General features: G+C 70.6%; 13 protein-coding genes. 11 read left to right on the forward strand and 2 right to left on the reverse strand.

Features of this window, described 5'->3' with window-relative positions:
- Positions 1–90: 90 nt before the first annotated feature.
- The 8 genes from IG78_RS0113115 to IG78_RS0113150 all read left to right on the forward strand — a co-directional run bounded on the left by IG78_RS0113115 (position 91) and on the right by IG78_RS0113150 (position 10252).
- A complete protein-coding gene (locus IG78_RS0113115; RefSeq protein WP_030562484.1) occupies positions 91–1347 on the forward strand; it encodes an amidohydrolase in 1257 nt (418 codons plus the stop codon).
- 278 nt (positions 1348–1625) lie between these two features.
- Positions 1626–2672: a BMP family lipoprotein gene (locus IG78_RS0113120; protein WP_051852597.1), complete on the forward strand. Its 1047-nt coding sequence runs from the start codon at positions 1626–1628 to the stop codon at positions 2670–2672.
- 318 nt (positions 2673–2990) lie between these two features.
- Positions 2991–4043: a BMP family lipoprotein gene (locus IG78_RS0113125; RefSeq protein WP_030562489.1), complete on the forward strand. Its 1053-nt coding sequence runs from the start codon at positions 2991–2993 to the stop codon at positions 4041–4043.
- A 279-nt stretch (positions 4044–4322) separates the two neighbouring features.
- Positions 4323–6038: an ABC transporter ATP-binding protein gene (locus IG78_RS0113130; protein WP_051852598.1), complete on the forward strand. Its 1716-nt coding sequence runs from the start codon at positions 4323–4325 to the stop codon at positions 6036–6038.
- Complete coding sequence (locus IG78_RS0113135) at positions 6035–7174, forward strand: ABC transporter permease (RefSeq protein ID WP_030562493.1); 1140 nt, start codon at positions 6035–6037, stop codon at positions 7172–7174. The genes IG78_RS0113130 and IG78_RS0113135 overlap by 4 nt, the downstream gene beginning before the upstream one ends.
- Positions 7171–8433: an ABC transporter permease gene (locus tag IG78_RS0113140; protein WP_030562495.1), complete on the forward strand. Its 1263-nt coding sequence runs from the start codon at positions 7171–7173 to the stop codon at positions 8431–8433. Before IG78_RS0113135 ends, IG78_RS0113140 begins: the two co-directional genes overlap by 4 nt.
- Positions 8430–8828, forward strand: coding sequence for a cytidine deaminase (locus IG78_RS0113145; RefSeq protein ID WP_030562497.1), 399 nt, complete (start codon positions 8430–8432; stop codon positions 8826–8828). The genes IG78_RS0113140 and IG78_RS0113145 overlap by 4 nt, the downstream gene beginning before the upstream one ends.
- A gap of 143 nt (positions 8829–8971) precedes the next feature.
- A complete protein-coding gene (locus IG78_RS0113150) occupies positions 8972–10252 on the forward strand; it encodes a thymidine phosphorylase (RefSeq protein ID WP_030562499.1) in 1281 nt (426 codons plus the stop codon).
- Positions 10253–10501: 249 nt separating this feature from the next.
- Here the strand turns inward: IG78_RS0113150 and IG78_RS0113155 are convergent, their stop codons facing one another.
- Positions 10502–11464 carry a LysR family transcriptional regulator gene (locus IG78_RS0113155; protein WP_030562500.1) on the reverse strand — a complete coding sequence of 321 codons (963 nt, stop codon included), beginning with the start codon at positions 11462–11464 and terminating at the stop codon, positions 10502–10504.
- Positions 11465–11526: 62 nt separating this feature from the next.
- Here IG78_RS0113155 and IG78_RS0113160 point away from each other — a divergent pair, with 62 nt between their 5' ends.
- Both IG78_RS0113160 and IG78_RS0113165 read left to right on the forward strand, forming a co-directional pair.
- Positions 11527–12843, forward strand: a complete 1317-nt coding sequence (locus IG78_RS0113160) for an MFS transporter (RefSeq protein ID WP_030562502.1) — start codon at positions 11527–11529, stop codon at positions 12841–12843.
- 143 nt (positions 12844–12986) lie between these two features.
- The gene (locus IG78_RS0113165; RefSeq protein WP_030562504.1) at positions 12987–13964 is read left to right on the forward strand and encodes a sigma-70 family RNA polymerase sigma factor; all 978 of its coding nucleotides are present in this window, start codon (positions 12987–12989) and stop codon (positions 13962–13964) included.
- On the opposite strand, the gene IG78_RS0113170 is transcribed toward IG78_RS0113165, so the two are convergent.
- Positions 13875–14246, reverse strand: a complete 372-nt coding sequence (locus IG78_RS0113170; protein WP_225882198.1) for an STAS domain-containing protein — start codon at positions 14244–14246, stop codon at positions 13875–13877. The two genes, IG78_RS0113165 and IG78_RS0113170, sit on opposite strands and share 90 nt — an antisense overlap.
- Positions 14247–14562: 316 nt before the next feature.
- Between IG78_RS0113170 and IG78_RS47990 the strand changes: the two genes are divergently transcribed.
- The gene (locus IG78_RS47990) at positions 14563–14700 is read left to right on the forward strand and encodes a lasso RiPP family leader peptide-containing protein (RefSeq protein ID WP_107054895.1); all 138 of its coding nucleotides are present in this window, start codon (positions 14563–14565) and stop codon (positions 14698–14700) included.
- Positions 14701–14735: the final 35 nt, after the last annotated feature.

Consider the following 14735-nt stretch of genomic DNA (forward strand, 5'->3'; position numbering starts at 1 on the left):
TAGTTTCTTACCTCAATCTGGCTGAACTTTTTTTGTTCGAGGGTTAGTTGACCCCTCGATCGCCCTACCCTTCACAGGGTGAACCATTTGATGTCCCGCGAGCCCAAGGCCGACGCCGAATCCGAGTCCGCGTCCCCCGGAGACCAGCCGGGGGATATGCCGGGCGCGCTGCCCGACGCGCTGCGCGCCGAACTCATCGCCTTCCGCCGTGACTTGCACATGCACCCCGAGCTCGGCAACCAGGAGTTCCGCACCACCGCGGCGCTCAAGACCCGGCTCGAGCGGGCCGGGCTCACGCCCCGTGTGCTCCCCGTCGGCACCGGGCTCATCTGTGACATCGGCGGCGGGCCACAGCGGGGCCGCCCCGCCCTCGCCCTGCGCGCGGACATCGACGCCCTGCCCATCCCGGACACCAAGACGGGCGTGCCGTACCGTTCCACCGTCCCGGACCGCGCCCACGCCTGCGGCCACGACGTGCACACCACCGTCGTCCTCGGCGCCGGCCTGGTCCTCGCCGACCTCGCCGCCAAGGGGCAGCTCCCGCACCCCGTACGGCTGATCTTCCAGCCCGCGGAGGAGGTCCTCCCGGGCGGCGCGGCCGACGCCGTCGCCAGCGGTGCCCTCGACGGTGTCGGCCGGATCGTCGCCGTGCACTGCGACCCCCGCGTCGACGCGGGCCGCATCGGCCTGCGCAACGGCCCCATCACCTCCGCCTGCGACCGCCTGGAGGTCTCGCTCGGCGGCCCCGGCGGCCACACCGCGCGCCCGCACCTGACGACCGACCTCGTCACCGCCGCCGCCCGGGTCGCCACCGACGTCCCCGCCCTGGTCGGCCGCCGCATCGACGCCCGCTCCGGCCTCTCCGTGACCTGGGGACGCATCGAGTCCGGGCACGCCCCCAACGTCATCCCGCAGCACGCCGAGCTGTCCGGCACCGTCCGCTGCCTCGACCTCGTGGCCTGGCGGCAGGCCCCCGACCTCGTACACGGCGCCATCCAGGAGATCGCGGACCTCTACCGCGCCAAGTCCGAGATCAACTACATCCGCGGCGTCCCGCCCGTCGTCAACGAACCGGTCGTCACGGACCTGCTCAGGGACGCCATGGTCGCCCGGCGCGGTGTCGCCTCCGTCGAGGACACCGAGCAGAGCCTCGGTGGCGAGGACTTCTCCTGGTACCTGGAGCACGTGCCGGGCGCGATGGCCCGGCTCGGCGTGCGCACCCCGGGCGAACGCGGCGTACGCGACCTGCACCAGGGCGACTTCGACGCCGACGAGCACGCGATCACCGTGGGCGTCGAACTCTTCACCGCCGCGGCCCTCATCGACGGGAGCGAACGTTCCGTCTGACCCCTCAGGAAGCGCCGGCCCGACGTGCCCGGCCCGTTCGGCGGAATGCGGGACCCCGTTCATTGCGCCCGCGTGACCCCGCTCGCGCGGGCGTAATACCGCCCGTCACGATCCGCCACGAATCGATAACGGCCGCCGCCGGACCCGTTCCCCTCCCTTTCTACGCGCGTTAATGTGCGCCGAAATCAGCGCCCACGACGGTGCGTTGGGGAACGTAAGGGGTGCGTCAAGTGCTTCCAGTACGTCCAGAGAAACCAGTGGCCCGTCTGTTCGTGGCGATGGCCGCCCTCGCTCTCCTGGCCACCGCGTGCGGCGAGACCAGCAGCGATGCCGCCAAGGACGACGACAACGGCGGCAAGGGCAAGGGAAGTTCCGGCAGCTACGACGGCAAGGGCATCGGGCTCGCGTACGACATCGGCGGCCAGGGCGACCAGTCGTTCAACGACGCCGCGTACACCGGTTACGAGCGGGCCCGCAAGGACTTCAAGATCGGCGGCGTCGACATGGAGCCGGGCGACGGCGAGTCCAGCGCCGACAAGGTGCAGCGCATCGAACAGCTCGCCCGGCAGGGCTACGACCCCGTGATCGGTGTCGGGTTCATCTACGCGCCCGCCATTCAGGAAGTGGCGAAGAAGCACCCGGACACCACCTTCGGCATCGTCGACGACAACACCGTCAAGGCCGACAACGTCGCCGATCTTGTATTCCACGAGGAACAGGGTTCCTATCTCGCCGGAGTCGCCGCGGCGAAGGCGACCAAGGCCGGCCATGTCGGATTCATCGGCGGGGTGGACATTCCGATCATCCATAAATTCGAGGCCGGGTTCGTCCAGGGCGTGAAGTCCGTCGACCCGAAGATCAAAATTGAGAAGCGCTATCTGACGGAGAAACCGGAGGAGGGCGGGTTCGCCAGCCCCGACAAGGGGCAGGACGCCGCGAGCGGTCAGCTCGAAGCGGGCGCCGACGTGCTCTACCACGCGGCCGGGCTCTCCGGGCAGGGCGTGATCCAGGAAGCCGGTTCGCAGAAGAAGTGGGCGATCGGCGTCGACTCCGACCAGTACAAGCAGAAGGCCCTCGCCAAGTACCGGAAGTACATCCTCGGCTCGGCCCTGAAGGACGTCGGCGGCGCCGTCTACGACCTCACCAAGTCCGTCGTCAAGGGCAAGCCGATGACCGGCACCCAGCGGTACGACCTCCGGTCGGGGCGGGTGGGGTTCTCTGACTCCAATCCTGCCTATCGCGAGATGAGGGATGTCGTCGCCGCTGTCGAGCAGGCCAAGCGGGACGTCGTGAGCGGAAAGGTGAAGGTCTCGGCGCGTCCGTGACCGTTTGTCGGCCTTCGGCCTCGTCCTCAAACACCGGACGGGCTGAATTTCTCCTCGGCGTCGTACGTATAACCCGTTGAGCCGGAACGCTCCGGCCCCCGCGAGGCCGCGTCGCCCGGGTGTCACCCGGGCGACGCCTGGTGGCCACAGCTCGATAACGGAGCGGACAGAAGGGTTCTTATGTCAGGTCTACGCGCGTTACGCTGCGGCGAAATCAGCGCCGGGTGAGGCGCACTGCACGTATGCGGCACAGCACGTGTCCCCAGGTCGACGAGTCGCGTACGTACTCACGTCCTTGTACATAAGGAGTTCGTCTCTATGCGCCGGGTGTCCCGAATCGCGTTCGCGTCTGTCGCGACCGCCGCCCTCGCCGTGTCCGTCTCCGCCTGTGGCGGTACCTCAAGCGACGCCGCCAAGAGCGACGACGGTAAGAGCAAGGGCGTCGCCCTCGCGTACGACATCGGCGGCGAGGGCGACCAGTCCTTCAACGACGCCGCGACCGCCGGCATGAACAAGGCCGCCAAGGAGCTGAAGGTCGGCAAGAAGGCCGTCGAGCCGACCGACGGCGAGTCCGACGCCGACAAGATCCAGCGCCTCACCGAGCTGGCCAAGCAGGGCTACAACCCGGTGATCGGCGTCGGTTTCGCCTACGCGCCCGCCGTCAAGGAGGTCGCGGCCAAGAACCCCGACACCACCTTTGGCATCGTCGACGACGCCACCATCGACGCCAAGAACGTCTCGGACCTGGTCTTCAACGAGGAGCAGTCCTCGTACCTGGCCGGTGTCGCCGCCGCCAGGGCCACCAAGTCCAAGACCGTCGGCTTCGTCGGCGGTGTCGACAACACGCTGATCCGCAAGTTCGAGGCGGGCTTCGTCCAGGGCGTGCAGGCCACCGACAAGTCGGTCAAGATCAAGCGCCAGTACCTCGCCGACAAGCCCGAGGACGGCGGCTTCTCCAGCCCGGACAAGGGCAAGGAGGCGGCCAGCGGCCAGATCGAGGGCGGCGCCGACGTGGTCTACCACGCGGCGGGCCTCTCCGGTCAGGGCGTCATCGAGGCCGCCGCCGCCAAGAAGGTGTGGGCGATCGGCGTCGACTCCGACCAGTACAAGCAGGCGGCCCTCGCCAAGTACAAGAAGCACATCCTCACTTCGGCCACCAAGGACGTCGCCGGTGCGGTGTACAACCTGGTGAAGGCGGTCCAGGATGACAAGGCCAAGGGCGGCATCGTGCGCGCGGACCTCAAGTCCGGCGGTGTCGGCCTCGCCGACTCCAACCCCGAGTTCCTGAAGATGAAGGACCTGCAGGCCGACCTGAAGAAGGCCGAGCAGGGCATCACCAGCGGAAAGATCAAGGTCAAGACGAAGCTGTGACGGCGGCTCCACGGCCGCGGAACGGGGTGTGAGGAGGGAAGCTTCCTCGCGCCCCGTTCGCACGGCCGAGGCGCCCCGCTCCCGCGGCAGAGCCCGCGAGCACCTTCCCGGGGATCGTCTTCCCGGACCCTCAGCCGAAAAGGACCCGGGGAACAACTCCCCGGTCTCCAGACGAAAAGACCCCGGGGAACAACTCCCCGACCCCCAGCCGAAAAGATCAGGGCCACACCGCGGGTGCGGCGCGGGCCCCTTTCCTTCAGTGTCCGAGGAGAGTGCGCCATCGACGCGTCCACCAGCCCTCCGCCCACCGACCGCACGACGGCCTGTGCCGTCGAACTCAGCGGCATCACCAAGCGGTTCCCGGGCGTCGTGGCCAACCACGACATCCATCTGAGCGTCCGCAAGGGCACCGTGCACGCCCTCGTCGGCGAGAACGGCGCCGGCAAGTCGACCCTGATGAAGATCCTCTACGGCATGCAGAAGCCGGACGAGGGCACCATCGCCGTCGACGGGACCCAGGTCTCCTTCACCAGCCCCGCCGACGCCATCGCGCTCGGCATCGGCATGGTCCACCAGCACTTCATGCTGGCCGACCAGTTGACGGTCCTGGAGAACATCGTGCTCGGCAGCGAGAAGCCGCACGGCATCGGTGCCAGGGCCCGCCGCCGGATCACCGAGATCTCCGACCGCTACGGCCTCGGCGTGCGGCCCGACGCCTACGTCGAGGACCTCGGCGTCGCCGACCGCCAGCGCGTGGAGATCCTCAAGGTCCTCTACCGCGGCGCCACCACCCTCATCCTCGACGAGCCCACCGCCGTCCTGGTGCCGCAGGAGGTCGACGCGCTCTTCGACAACCTGCGCGAGCTCAAGTCCGAGGGCCTCTCCGTCATCTTCATCTCGCACAAGCTGGGTGAGGTCCTCTCCGTCGCCGACGACATCACCGTCATCCGGCGGGGTACGACGGTGGGCACCGCGATCCCGTCGAAGACCACCCCGCGCCAGCTCGCCGAGCTGATGGTGGGCAGCGAGCTGCCGACGCCGGAGACCGCCGAGTCGACGGTCACCGACCGCCCGATGATCGAGGTCGACGGCCTCAAGCTGCTCGCCGACGGCGGCTCCGGCCGGGCGCTGCTCGACGACATCTCCTTCACCATCCACGAGGGCGAGGTCCTCGGCCTCGCGGGCGTGGAGGGCAACGGCCAGACCGAACTCATCGACGCCCTCATCGGCCTCAAGCGCGCCGACTCCGGCGTCATCCGGATGGCCGGCGAGGACATCACCGACCGGTCGACCCGCACGCGCCGCGAGGGCGGCGTCGGCTACATCCCCGAGGACCGGCACCGCCACGGCCTGCTCCTGGAGTCCCCCCTCTGGGAGAACCGCATCCTCGGCCATGTCACCGAAAAGCCCAACTCGCGCGGCAAGGGCGGCTTCCTCCTCGACATCAAGGGCGCGCAGGCCGACACCCGGCGCATCGTCGAGGAGTACGACGTCCGTACGCCCGGCATCGACGTCACGGCGGCCTCGCTGTCCGGCGGCAACCAGCAGAAGCTGATCGTCGGCCGCGAGATGAGCCACAAGCCGCGCTTCCTCATCGCCGCCCACCCGACGCGCGGCGTGGACGTCGGCGCGCAGGCGCAGATCTGGGACCAGATCCGCGAGGCGCGCCGCGAAGGCCTCGCGGTGCTCCTGATCTCCGCGGACCTGGACGAGCTGATCGGCCTCTCGGACACCCTGCGGGTGATCTACCGGGGCCGTCTGGTCGCGGACGCCGACCCCGCGTCGGTCACGCCGGAGGAGCTCGGCTCGGCGATGACGGGCGCGGCATCCGGCCACCTGGAGCACACCGAGGACCCCGCGGACGCCCCCGCGCCCGACGCCCCCGCGGACGCTCCCGCCCCCGCGCAAGCAGCCGAAGCCCCGGCGACCAAGGACGCAGCCGAAGCCCCGGCGACCAAGGACGCAGCCGAAGCCCCGGAGGACGAGGCCCGATGAAGAAGTTCGACAAGGAGCGCCTGCTCCTCGCGGTGGCAGGACCGGTCATCGCGCTCGTCGCGGCCATGGTGCTGACCTCGGTCGTCCTGGTCGCCTCCGGCAAGAGCCCGGTCGAGCCGTACAGCCTGATGTTCGAGCAGGCCACGTTCTCCGACGTCCAGGTGCTCATCATCAACGAGGCCGGGATGTACTACCTGGCGGCGCTCGCCGTCGCCATCGGCTTCCGGATGAACCTGTTCAACATCGGGGTGGACGGCCAGTACCGGCTCGCCGCGATGGTCACCGCCGTCGTCGGCGCACACATCTCGCTGCCCGCCGGGCTCCAGATCCCGCTCCTCATCCTGGTCGCCATGCTCACCGGCGCCTTCTGGGCAGGCATCGCGGGCATCCTCAAGACGACCCGGGGCGTCAGCGAGGTCGTCGCGACGATCATGCTGAACGCCATCGCGACGAGCGTCATCGCCTACCTCACGCTGGACGAGAACTTCGGCGTCCCCGTCGGCAACAACAACACCACCGGCGTCATGCACAAGTCCGGCTGGTTCCCCGGCATCGACATGGGCGAGTCCGGCGAGATCTACGGCTTCGTCATCATCGCCGCCCTCGCGGGCGTCCTGTACTGGCTGATCCTCAACCGCACCCGCTTCGGCTTCGACCTGCGCGCCACCGGCGCATCGCCGTCCGCGGCCGCGGCCTCCGGTGTGAACGCCAAGCGCATGATGCTCACCGCCATGCTCGTGTCCGGCGCGGTCGCGGGCCTCGCGGGCATGCCGATCCTGCTCGGCGACGTCCACACGTACAGCCTGAGCTTCCCGACCGGGCTCGGCTTCACCGGTATCGGCATCGCCCTGCTCGGCCGCAACAGCCCGGTCGGCATCGCCCTCGCCTCGCTGCTCTGGGCCTTCCTCGTCAAGGCGTCCCAGGCGCTCGACTACAAGGGGTACGACAAGGAGATCGCGGTCATCATGCAGGGCCTGATCGTGATCGCGGTCGTCGTCTCCTACGAGGCCGTACGCCGCTGGGGTCTGAGCCGCCAGCAGCAGCGGGTCGGTGCGGAACTCGCCGCCGCGGCGCGCGCCGCCGGTGGCGGAAGCAACGGCAACAACGACTCCGTGAAGGAGGTGGCTGCCCGATGAGTACGGCAACCGTCACCAAGGCCGCGCCGGCCGAGCCCGCTCCGGGCCGCCGCCGCATCTCGCTGCCCGTCCTGCTCCTGGTCATCGCGGGCGTCCTCGTACTGACGTCCGTGGTCCGCCTGATCACCGACGCCCACGGCATCACCTCAACCGGCCAGGTGTCCGGCGCCCTGCGCCTGGCCGTACCGATCGGCCTGGCCGGTCTCGGCGGTCTGTGGGCCGAGCGCGCGGGCGTGGTCAACATCGGCCTTGAGGGCATGATGATCCTCGGCACCTGGTTCGGTGCCTGGGCGGGCTTCCAGTGGGGCCCGTGGGTCGGCATCGTCTTCGGTGTCCTCGGCGGCGCGCTCGGCGGGCTGCTGCACGCGATCGTCACGGTCACCTTCAACGTCAACCACATCGTCTCCGGTGTGGCGCTGAACATCCTGGCCCTCGGCACCACGCGCTACCTCTCCACCTTCGCCTTCGAGGGCGAGGAGGGCGGCACCTCGAAGCAGTCGCCGGGTGTCGACTCGCTCGGCAAGTTCTCGGTCCCCGGCTTGTCCGACTGGCTCCAGGACCTCAACGACAAGCACTGGTTCCTGGTCTCCGACCTCGCGGGCCTGCTCGGCGGGCTGCTCACCGACGTCTCCCCGCTGACCCTCATCGCCGTCGCGATGGTGCCGCTGAGCTGGTTCATCCTGTGGCGCACCGCCTTCGGCCTGCGGCTGCGCTCCTGCGGCGAGAACCCGATCGCGGCGGAGTCGCTCGGCGTCAACGTCTACAAGTACAAGTATCTGGCGGTTGTGATCTCCGGTGGCCTCGCGGGCCTCGGCGGCGCGTTCCTGTCCCTGGTGGCCTCCAACATCTACCTGGAGGGCCAGACCGGCAACCGCGGCTACATCGGCCTCGCCGCCATGATCTTCGGCAACTGGATGCCCGGCGGCCTCGCGCTCGGTGCCGGTCTGTTCGGTTACACCGACAGCCTGAAACTCCGGGGCGGCGGCACGAATGTCCACGCCCTGCTGCTTCTCATCGCCATCCTTCTCGTCATCGGTGCGGCCTATCTGATCTGGCGCAAGCGCTATGTCCCCGCGGTGATCACCGCGGCGGTCTCGGCGCTGATGTTCCTCTGGTACGCCCTCACCGACGAGGTGCCGAACCAGGTCGTGACGGCGACGCCGTACGTCGTGACGCTCCTTGTGCTCTCGCTCTCCGCCCAGCGGTTGCGGATGCCGAAGGCGGACGGGATGCCGTACCGGAAGGGACAAGGGAAATGACCACTGCCGCGGAGGCCGACTGGGACGAGCTGCGGGAAGCCGCGCGCGAGGCCATGTCCCGTGCGTACGCGCCCTACTCGGGTTTCCCGGTCGGCGCCGCGGCCCGCGTCGACGACGGCCGCACCGTCACCGGCTGCAACGTCGAGAACGCCTCGTACGGCCTCGGCCTGTGCGCCGAGTGCGGCCTGGTCTCCCAGCTCCAGCTCACCGGCGGCGGCCGCCTGACGCACTTCACCTGCGTCGACGGCAAGGGCGACATCCTGATGCCGTGCGGCCGCTGCCGACAGCTCCTGTACGAGTTCGGGGGTACGGCCCTCCTCCTGGAGACGTCGTCCGGGGTGCGGTCCCTCGGCGACATGCTGCCGGACGCGTTCGGGCCCGAGCACCTGAACTGACCCGGCACCCGAACAGACCGCAACTGGCAACGGCCCCCGCCGAGTTGGCGGGGGTCTTTCCCGTCCCTCGCTCTATGCGCGTAGAGTCGCGATCGACGCACGCCGGTCACTGACGACCGCCACCGCTGGAAGGGATCTCTGCCATGGACGTCATCTCCGTCATCCGTACGAAGCGGGACCGGGGCGAGCTGAGCGACGAGCAGATCGACTGGGTCATCGACGCCTACACGCGCGGCGCCGTCGCCGACGAGCAGATGTCGGCCCTGGCGATGGCGATCCTGCTCAACGGCATGAACCGCCGCGAGATCGCCACCTGGACGGCGGCGATGATCGCCTCCGGCGAGCGCATGGACTTCTCGTCCCTCTCCCGTCCCACCGCCGACAAGCACTCCACGGGCGGCGTCGGCGACAAGATCACGCTTCCGCTCGCGCCCCTGGTGGCGGCCTGCGGCGCGGCCGTCCCGCAGCTCTCCGGGCGCGGCCTCGGCCACACCGGCGGCACCCTCGACAAGCTGGAGTCGATCCCCGGCTGGCGCGCCCTGCTCTCCAACGAGGAGATGCTGGCCGTCCTGAACGGCGCGGGCTCCGTCATCTGCGCGGCGGGCGACGGCCTGGCCCCCGCCGACAAGAAGCTCTACGCCCTGCGTGACGTGACGGGAACGGTGGAGGCGATCCCCCTCATCGCGTCCTCCATCATGTCCAAGAAGATCGCCGAGGGTACGGGTTCCCTGGTCCTGGACGTGAAGGTCGGTACCGGCGCGTTCATGAAGACCCTCGACGACGCGCGCGAGCTGGCCTCCACCATGGTGGGCCTCGGCACCGACCACGGCGTCCGCACGGTCGCCCTGCTCACGGACATGTCGACGCCGCTCGGCCTGACCGCGGGCAACGCCCTGGAGGTCCGCGAGTCCGTCGAGGTCCTGGCGGGCGGCGGCCCCTGCGACGTCGTCGACCTGACCCTGGCCCTCGCCCGCGAGATGCTCGCCGCCGCCGGCCTGCCGGACGCCGACCCGGCGAAGGCCCTCGCCGACGGCTCCGCGATGGACGTCTGGCGCCGGATGATCGCGGCGCAGGGCGGCGACCCGGACGCGGCGCTGCCCGTGGCCCGCGAGACCCATGTCGTCACGGCTCCCTCGTCCGGGGTCCTGACCCGTCTGGACGCGTACGACGTCGGCGTCGCCGCGTGGCGGCTCGGTGCGGGGCGGGCCCGCAAGGAGGACCCCGTGCAGGCGGGCGCCGGCGTCGAACTCCACGCCAAGCCGGGCGACTCCGTCGAAGCGGGCGCGCCGCTTCTCACCCTGCACACGGACACCCCCGAGCGGTTCGAGTACGCCCTGAAGTCCCTGGAGTCCGCGTACGACGTCTCCCCGCCGGGTACGGAGTTCACGCCCCGTCCGATCGTCCTGGAGCGCGTCTCCCTTTGACCACACGCCCCCGCGTCACCGCCAAGCGCCGTGCGGGCCTCTTGCCCCCACCCACCCGCCCCCTCCCTCGGTGAGATCCCAGCCCGCGCGGCAAGGTCCAAGCCCGTCCGGCGTTTGAGGACGAGCGCGGAGCGCGATCGGCGGTGCCCCGGGCCCGAGGGGGCCGGGGCCTCAGGGGTCCGGGCCCGCGGGGGTCCAGGGGGCGCAGCCCCGTGGTTTTCGGGGAGGGGCGGGGGGTGGGGGAGAAGATCACTCCGGCAGCAACCGCCCCCGCCGCCCCAGCAGGAACTTCTTGAACGCCGCCACCGGGGCCGTGTCCGGGTGACCTTCGAGCCAGGCGACGCCGATCTCGCGGACGGCCCGCTGCCCGGTGACGGTGAGCTCGACGACGCCGGGCCGGGCGACGGCGGGCGGCGGCAGCAGAGCCACCCCGAGCCCCGCCGCCACCAGGCCGCGCAGCGTCTCGGCCTCCTCGCCCTCGAAGGCGATGCGCGGCCTGAACCCGGCCTCGGCGCACAGCGCGTCGGTGATGCGCCGCAGCCCGTACCCGGGCTCCAGCGTCACGAACGCCTCGTCCGCGGCTTCGGCGAGGCGGACGCGCTTGCGGGTGGCGAGGCGGTGGTCGTCGGGGACGACGAGACGCAGCCGCTGCTCGTCGAGGCGCCGGGCGACGAGGCCGGGCGCGTCCGGGACGGGGGACGTCAGACACAGGTCGAGTTCCCCGGCCCGCAGCCGTTCGAGCATGGCCTCGCCATAGTTCTGCACGAGGCTGAACCGGACCCGGGGGTGATCCACGCGGAAGGCGCGGATGAGACCGGGGACGGTCTCGGAGCCCATGGTGTGCAGAAAGCCGAACGCCACCTTCCCCGTGGCCGGGTCCGCGTCGGCCCTAACGGACTCCGCGGCCCGCCCCACCTCCGCGAGCGCCCGCTCGGCCGACGCGAGGAAGGTGCGGCCCGCCGGCGTCAGCGACACCGTGCGGCCGTGCCGGGCGAACAGGTCGACGCCCAGGTCCCGTTCGAGCCTGACGAGGGCGCGCGACAGCGTCGACTGCGGCACCCCCAACTCCTGCGCGGCCCGCGTGACGTGCTCGGTACGGGCGACCCCGGCGAAGTACGCGAGCCGCGGCGCGAGCAGCCGCACAATGTGATCTGTGTCCTCTGTGTCACTGTTCTGCGACAGACGAGCCTCTGACCTTTGCTGATGCTGCATAGGAACGATTATGACGATTCCATGCATTGGACGCATGAAAATCGTGGTCGTACGTTCGTTGCATGCCTCCTGCCAGTAGCGGGGCGACCGCGAGCCACGCGGTCGCCCGCACCCCGTCGTCCCCCGATTCCCAGCCCACCGCCGCGCCCATCGAATCCACTGCCGCCCACGACACGCGCATGGCACCGGGAGGCCCGGGCTTTCGCCGTATGAGCTTCGCGCTGTTCCTCGCGGGCATGGCCGCCTTCGCGCTCCTGTACTCCACCCAGGCTCTGCTCCCGCTGATCTCCGCCGACTTCGGCGCGAGCGCGTCCACGGCAAGTTGGACGGTGTCGGCCGCGACCGGCGCGCTCGCCCTGTTCGTGCTGCCGCTGAGCGCCCTGTCGGAGCGGTACGGGCGGCGGACGCTGATGACGGTCTCGCTGAGCGTCGCCGTCGCGGTGGGCCTGCTCGTACCGTTCGCACCGTCGGTCGGGGCGCTGATCGTGCTGCGCGCCGTGCAGGGCGCCGCACTCGCCGGGCTCCCGGCGTCCGCGATGGCCTACCTCGCGGAAGAGGTGCGCCCCAAGGCGCTCGTGGCCGCGATCGGCATGTTCGTCGCGGGCAACTCCATCGGCGGCATGAGCGGCCGTATCGTCACCGGCTGGGCCGCGCAGGCCTGGGGCTGGCGCTGGGCCGTCGGCGTGGTCGGCCTGCTCGCGGTCGTCTGCGTGCTCGCCTTCCGCGCGCTGCTGCCCGCCCCGCGCCACTTCACGCCGGGCACCCTCAGCCCCAAGTCGCTCGGCCGCACGGTCCGTTCGCACCTGTCGAACCCGCTCCTGTGCCGTCTCTACGCGATCGGCGCGCTGTTCATGACCGTCTTCGGCGCGGTCTACACGGTGATCGGATACCGCCTCAGCGAGGCGCCGTTCTCCCTCCCGCAGGGCGTCATCGGCTCGATCTTCCTGGTCTACCTCGTCGGTACGGCGTCCTCGGCCGCCGCCGGAAAGCTCGTGGCCCGGCTCGGCAGGCGCGGCGCCCTCTACCTCGCCGTGTCCACCACCGCGGGCGGTCTGCTCCTGTCCCTGTCCGACTCCCTGGTGATGGTCCTGCTCGGCCTGGTCCTGATCACGGCGGGCTTCTTCGCGGGCCACGCCGTCGCGTCCTCCTCGGTGAGCCGCACGGCCACCACCGGCCGCGCCCAGGCCTCCGCGCTCTACCAGTCCGCCTACTACGTGGGCTCCAGCGTGGGCGGCACGCTCGGCGCCATGGCCTTCCACGCGGGCGGCTGGGGCGGCACGGTCGGCCTCGGTGTCCTCGCCGTTGTCGGCGTCGTGTCGATCACGCTGTACGGGAGCCGGGTGGCGCGCGTGGAACGCCTCACGGCCCGCACCGCTTAACACAACTATCGCGCTGAACTGCCGTTTTCGCCGCTCCGCGGGCCATTGTCAGTGGGCTGCGGTAGCTTCCGAGGTGCTGGAACTTCCGTAGCCGCTACGACACGGGCGCACATGGGCACGCAGAGGCACAGGGGTGGGTTGGGATGAGTGACAGCGCGACGGTGGAGCTGGACGCGAGCCTGGAGAAGCACCGCACCGAGCTGACGGGGTACTGCTATCGGATGCTGGGCTCCGCCTTCGAGGCCGAGGACGCCGTGCAGGACACGATGGTCCGCGCCTGGCGCAGCTTCGACAAGTTCGAGGGCCGCTCCAGCCTCCGCTCCTGGCTGTATCGCATCGCGACGAACGTCTGCCTGGACATGCTGAACGCGGGCAACCGCCGCGCCCGCCCCATGGACCTCACCGCCTCGACGCCCCTGGCCCAGGCGGCCCTCACCCCCCGCGCGGACAACGTCTGGCTGGAGCCGATACCGGACGGCCGGGTCCTGCCCACGGTCGGCGACCCCGCCGAGGCCGCCGTCGCCAAGGAGTCCGTGCGCCTCGCCTTCATCGCCGCACTCCAGCAACTGCCCGCCAAGCAGCGGGCGGTGCTCATCCTGCGCGAGGTCCTCGCGTGGAAGGCGAGCGAGGTCGCCGACCTGCTCGGTACGACGGTCGCCTCGGTCAACAGCGCCCTGCAGCGTGCCCGCGCCACCCTCGCCGAGCGCCCCGCCGACGACACGGCGACGTCCGACCCGCTGGACGACGAACAGCAAAAGCTCCTCGACCGCTACGTCACGGCATTCGAGGGCTATGACATGGCGGCCCTCACCGCCCTCCTCCACGAGGACGCCGTGATGACGATGCCCCCGTTCGACCTGTGGCTGCGCGGCCCGCAGGACATCACGGGCTTCATGTCGACCATCGGCGCGGCCTGCGCGGGCTCCCGCCTCCTCCCGGTCGCGGTCAACGGCACCCCGGGCTTCGCGCAGTACAAGCCCGACCCGGACAACGGCGGCTACCTGCCCTGGGCGATCCAGGTCATCGAGATCTCAGCGGGCCGGGTCGCCGGGTTCCACTGCTTCCTCGACACCGAGCGGTGGTTCCCGCTCTTCGGGGTGCCGCTCCACCTCGACGCATAGCTCCGCGAGGCCGACGAGCCCGAGCAGCGCCCACAGGGCCGGGGTGGGGTCCCGCAACCGCAGCCCCACCCCCGCCCCGCGGGCGGCCAGTCTCAGCCGTGCCACGGCCTCCACGGTGCCGAGGTCGGCGGTGGTGATCCCGCCGACGTCGCAGATCACCTCGCCGGTGGCGGGTGCGCGCGCGGCGGCGCACAGGCCGGCGACGAGCCGGGGAATGTCGTCCTGGCGGACGGGCCCCGTCACGACCAGGAGGTTCGGCGCACGCACTTCGGAGACTGCCACATCAGGGGGACCGCGCCCGCGACCGGAACTCATCGGTAGGCCCACGGCCTTTTCCCGTGCCCTGTCCGCACCCGGTTCGCTTCCTGCTCCGGCCCCTTCCGCGCCCCAGACCTCTCCGCACTCCGGCGCCCGCGGGCTCGGGGCGCGCACGGGCGCACGCGGTCCCGTCTCCGTGCCCCCGCCGAAAGCGGTGAATCCGCTCGGTTCACCGAATCGGGTGGGGCGAGGGCCCGTCGGGCGTGACGCCGAGACGCCCTGGGCAGCCTCCGCAGCGGCGTGGGTCCCACGCCACCAGCGGAAGCAGAGGAGGACCTGCATGCAGCAGGACGAGGTGTACGAACCACCGGCCATGGTGGAAGTCGGCGACTTCACCGAGCTGACCCGGGGTGAGGCGCTTGGCGCGCACTACGAGGGCGGCTTCCCTCCCTACGAGTGGTACCTCGGCCCCAACTGATCCCAGCCCGTCAGCACATCGGAACGGCCGGTCGT

The sequence above is a fragment of the Streptomyces aureocirculatus genome (genome assembly GCF_000720475.1).
Lineage (GTDB): Bacteria > Actinomycetota > Actinomycetes > Streptomycetales > Streptomycetaceae > Streptomyces > Streptomyces aureocirculatus.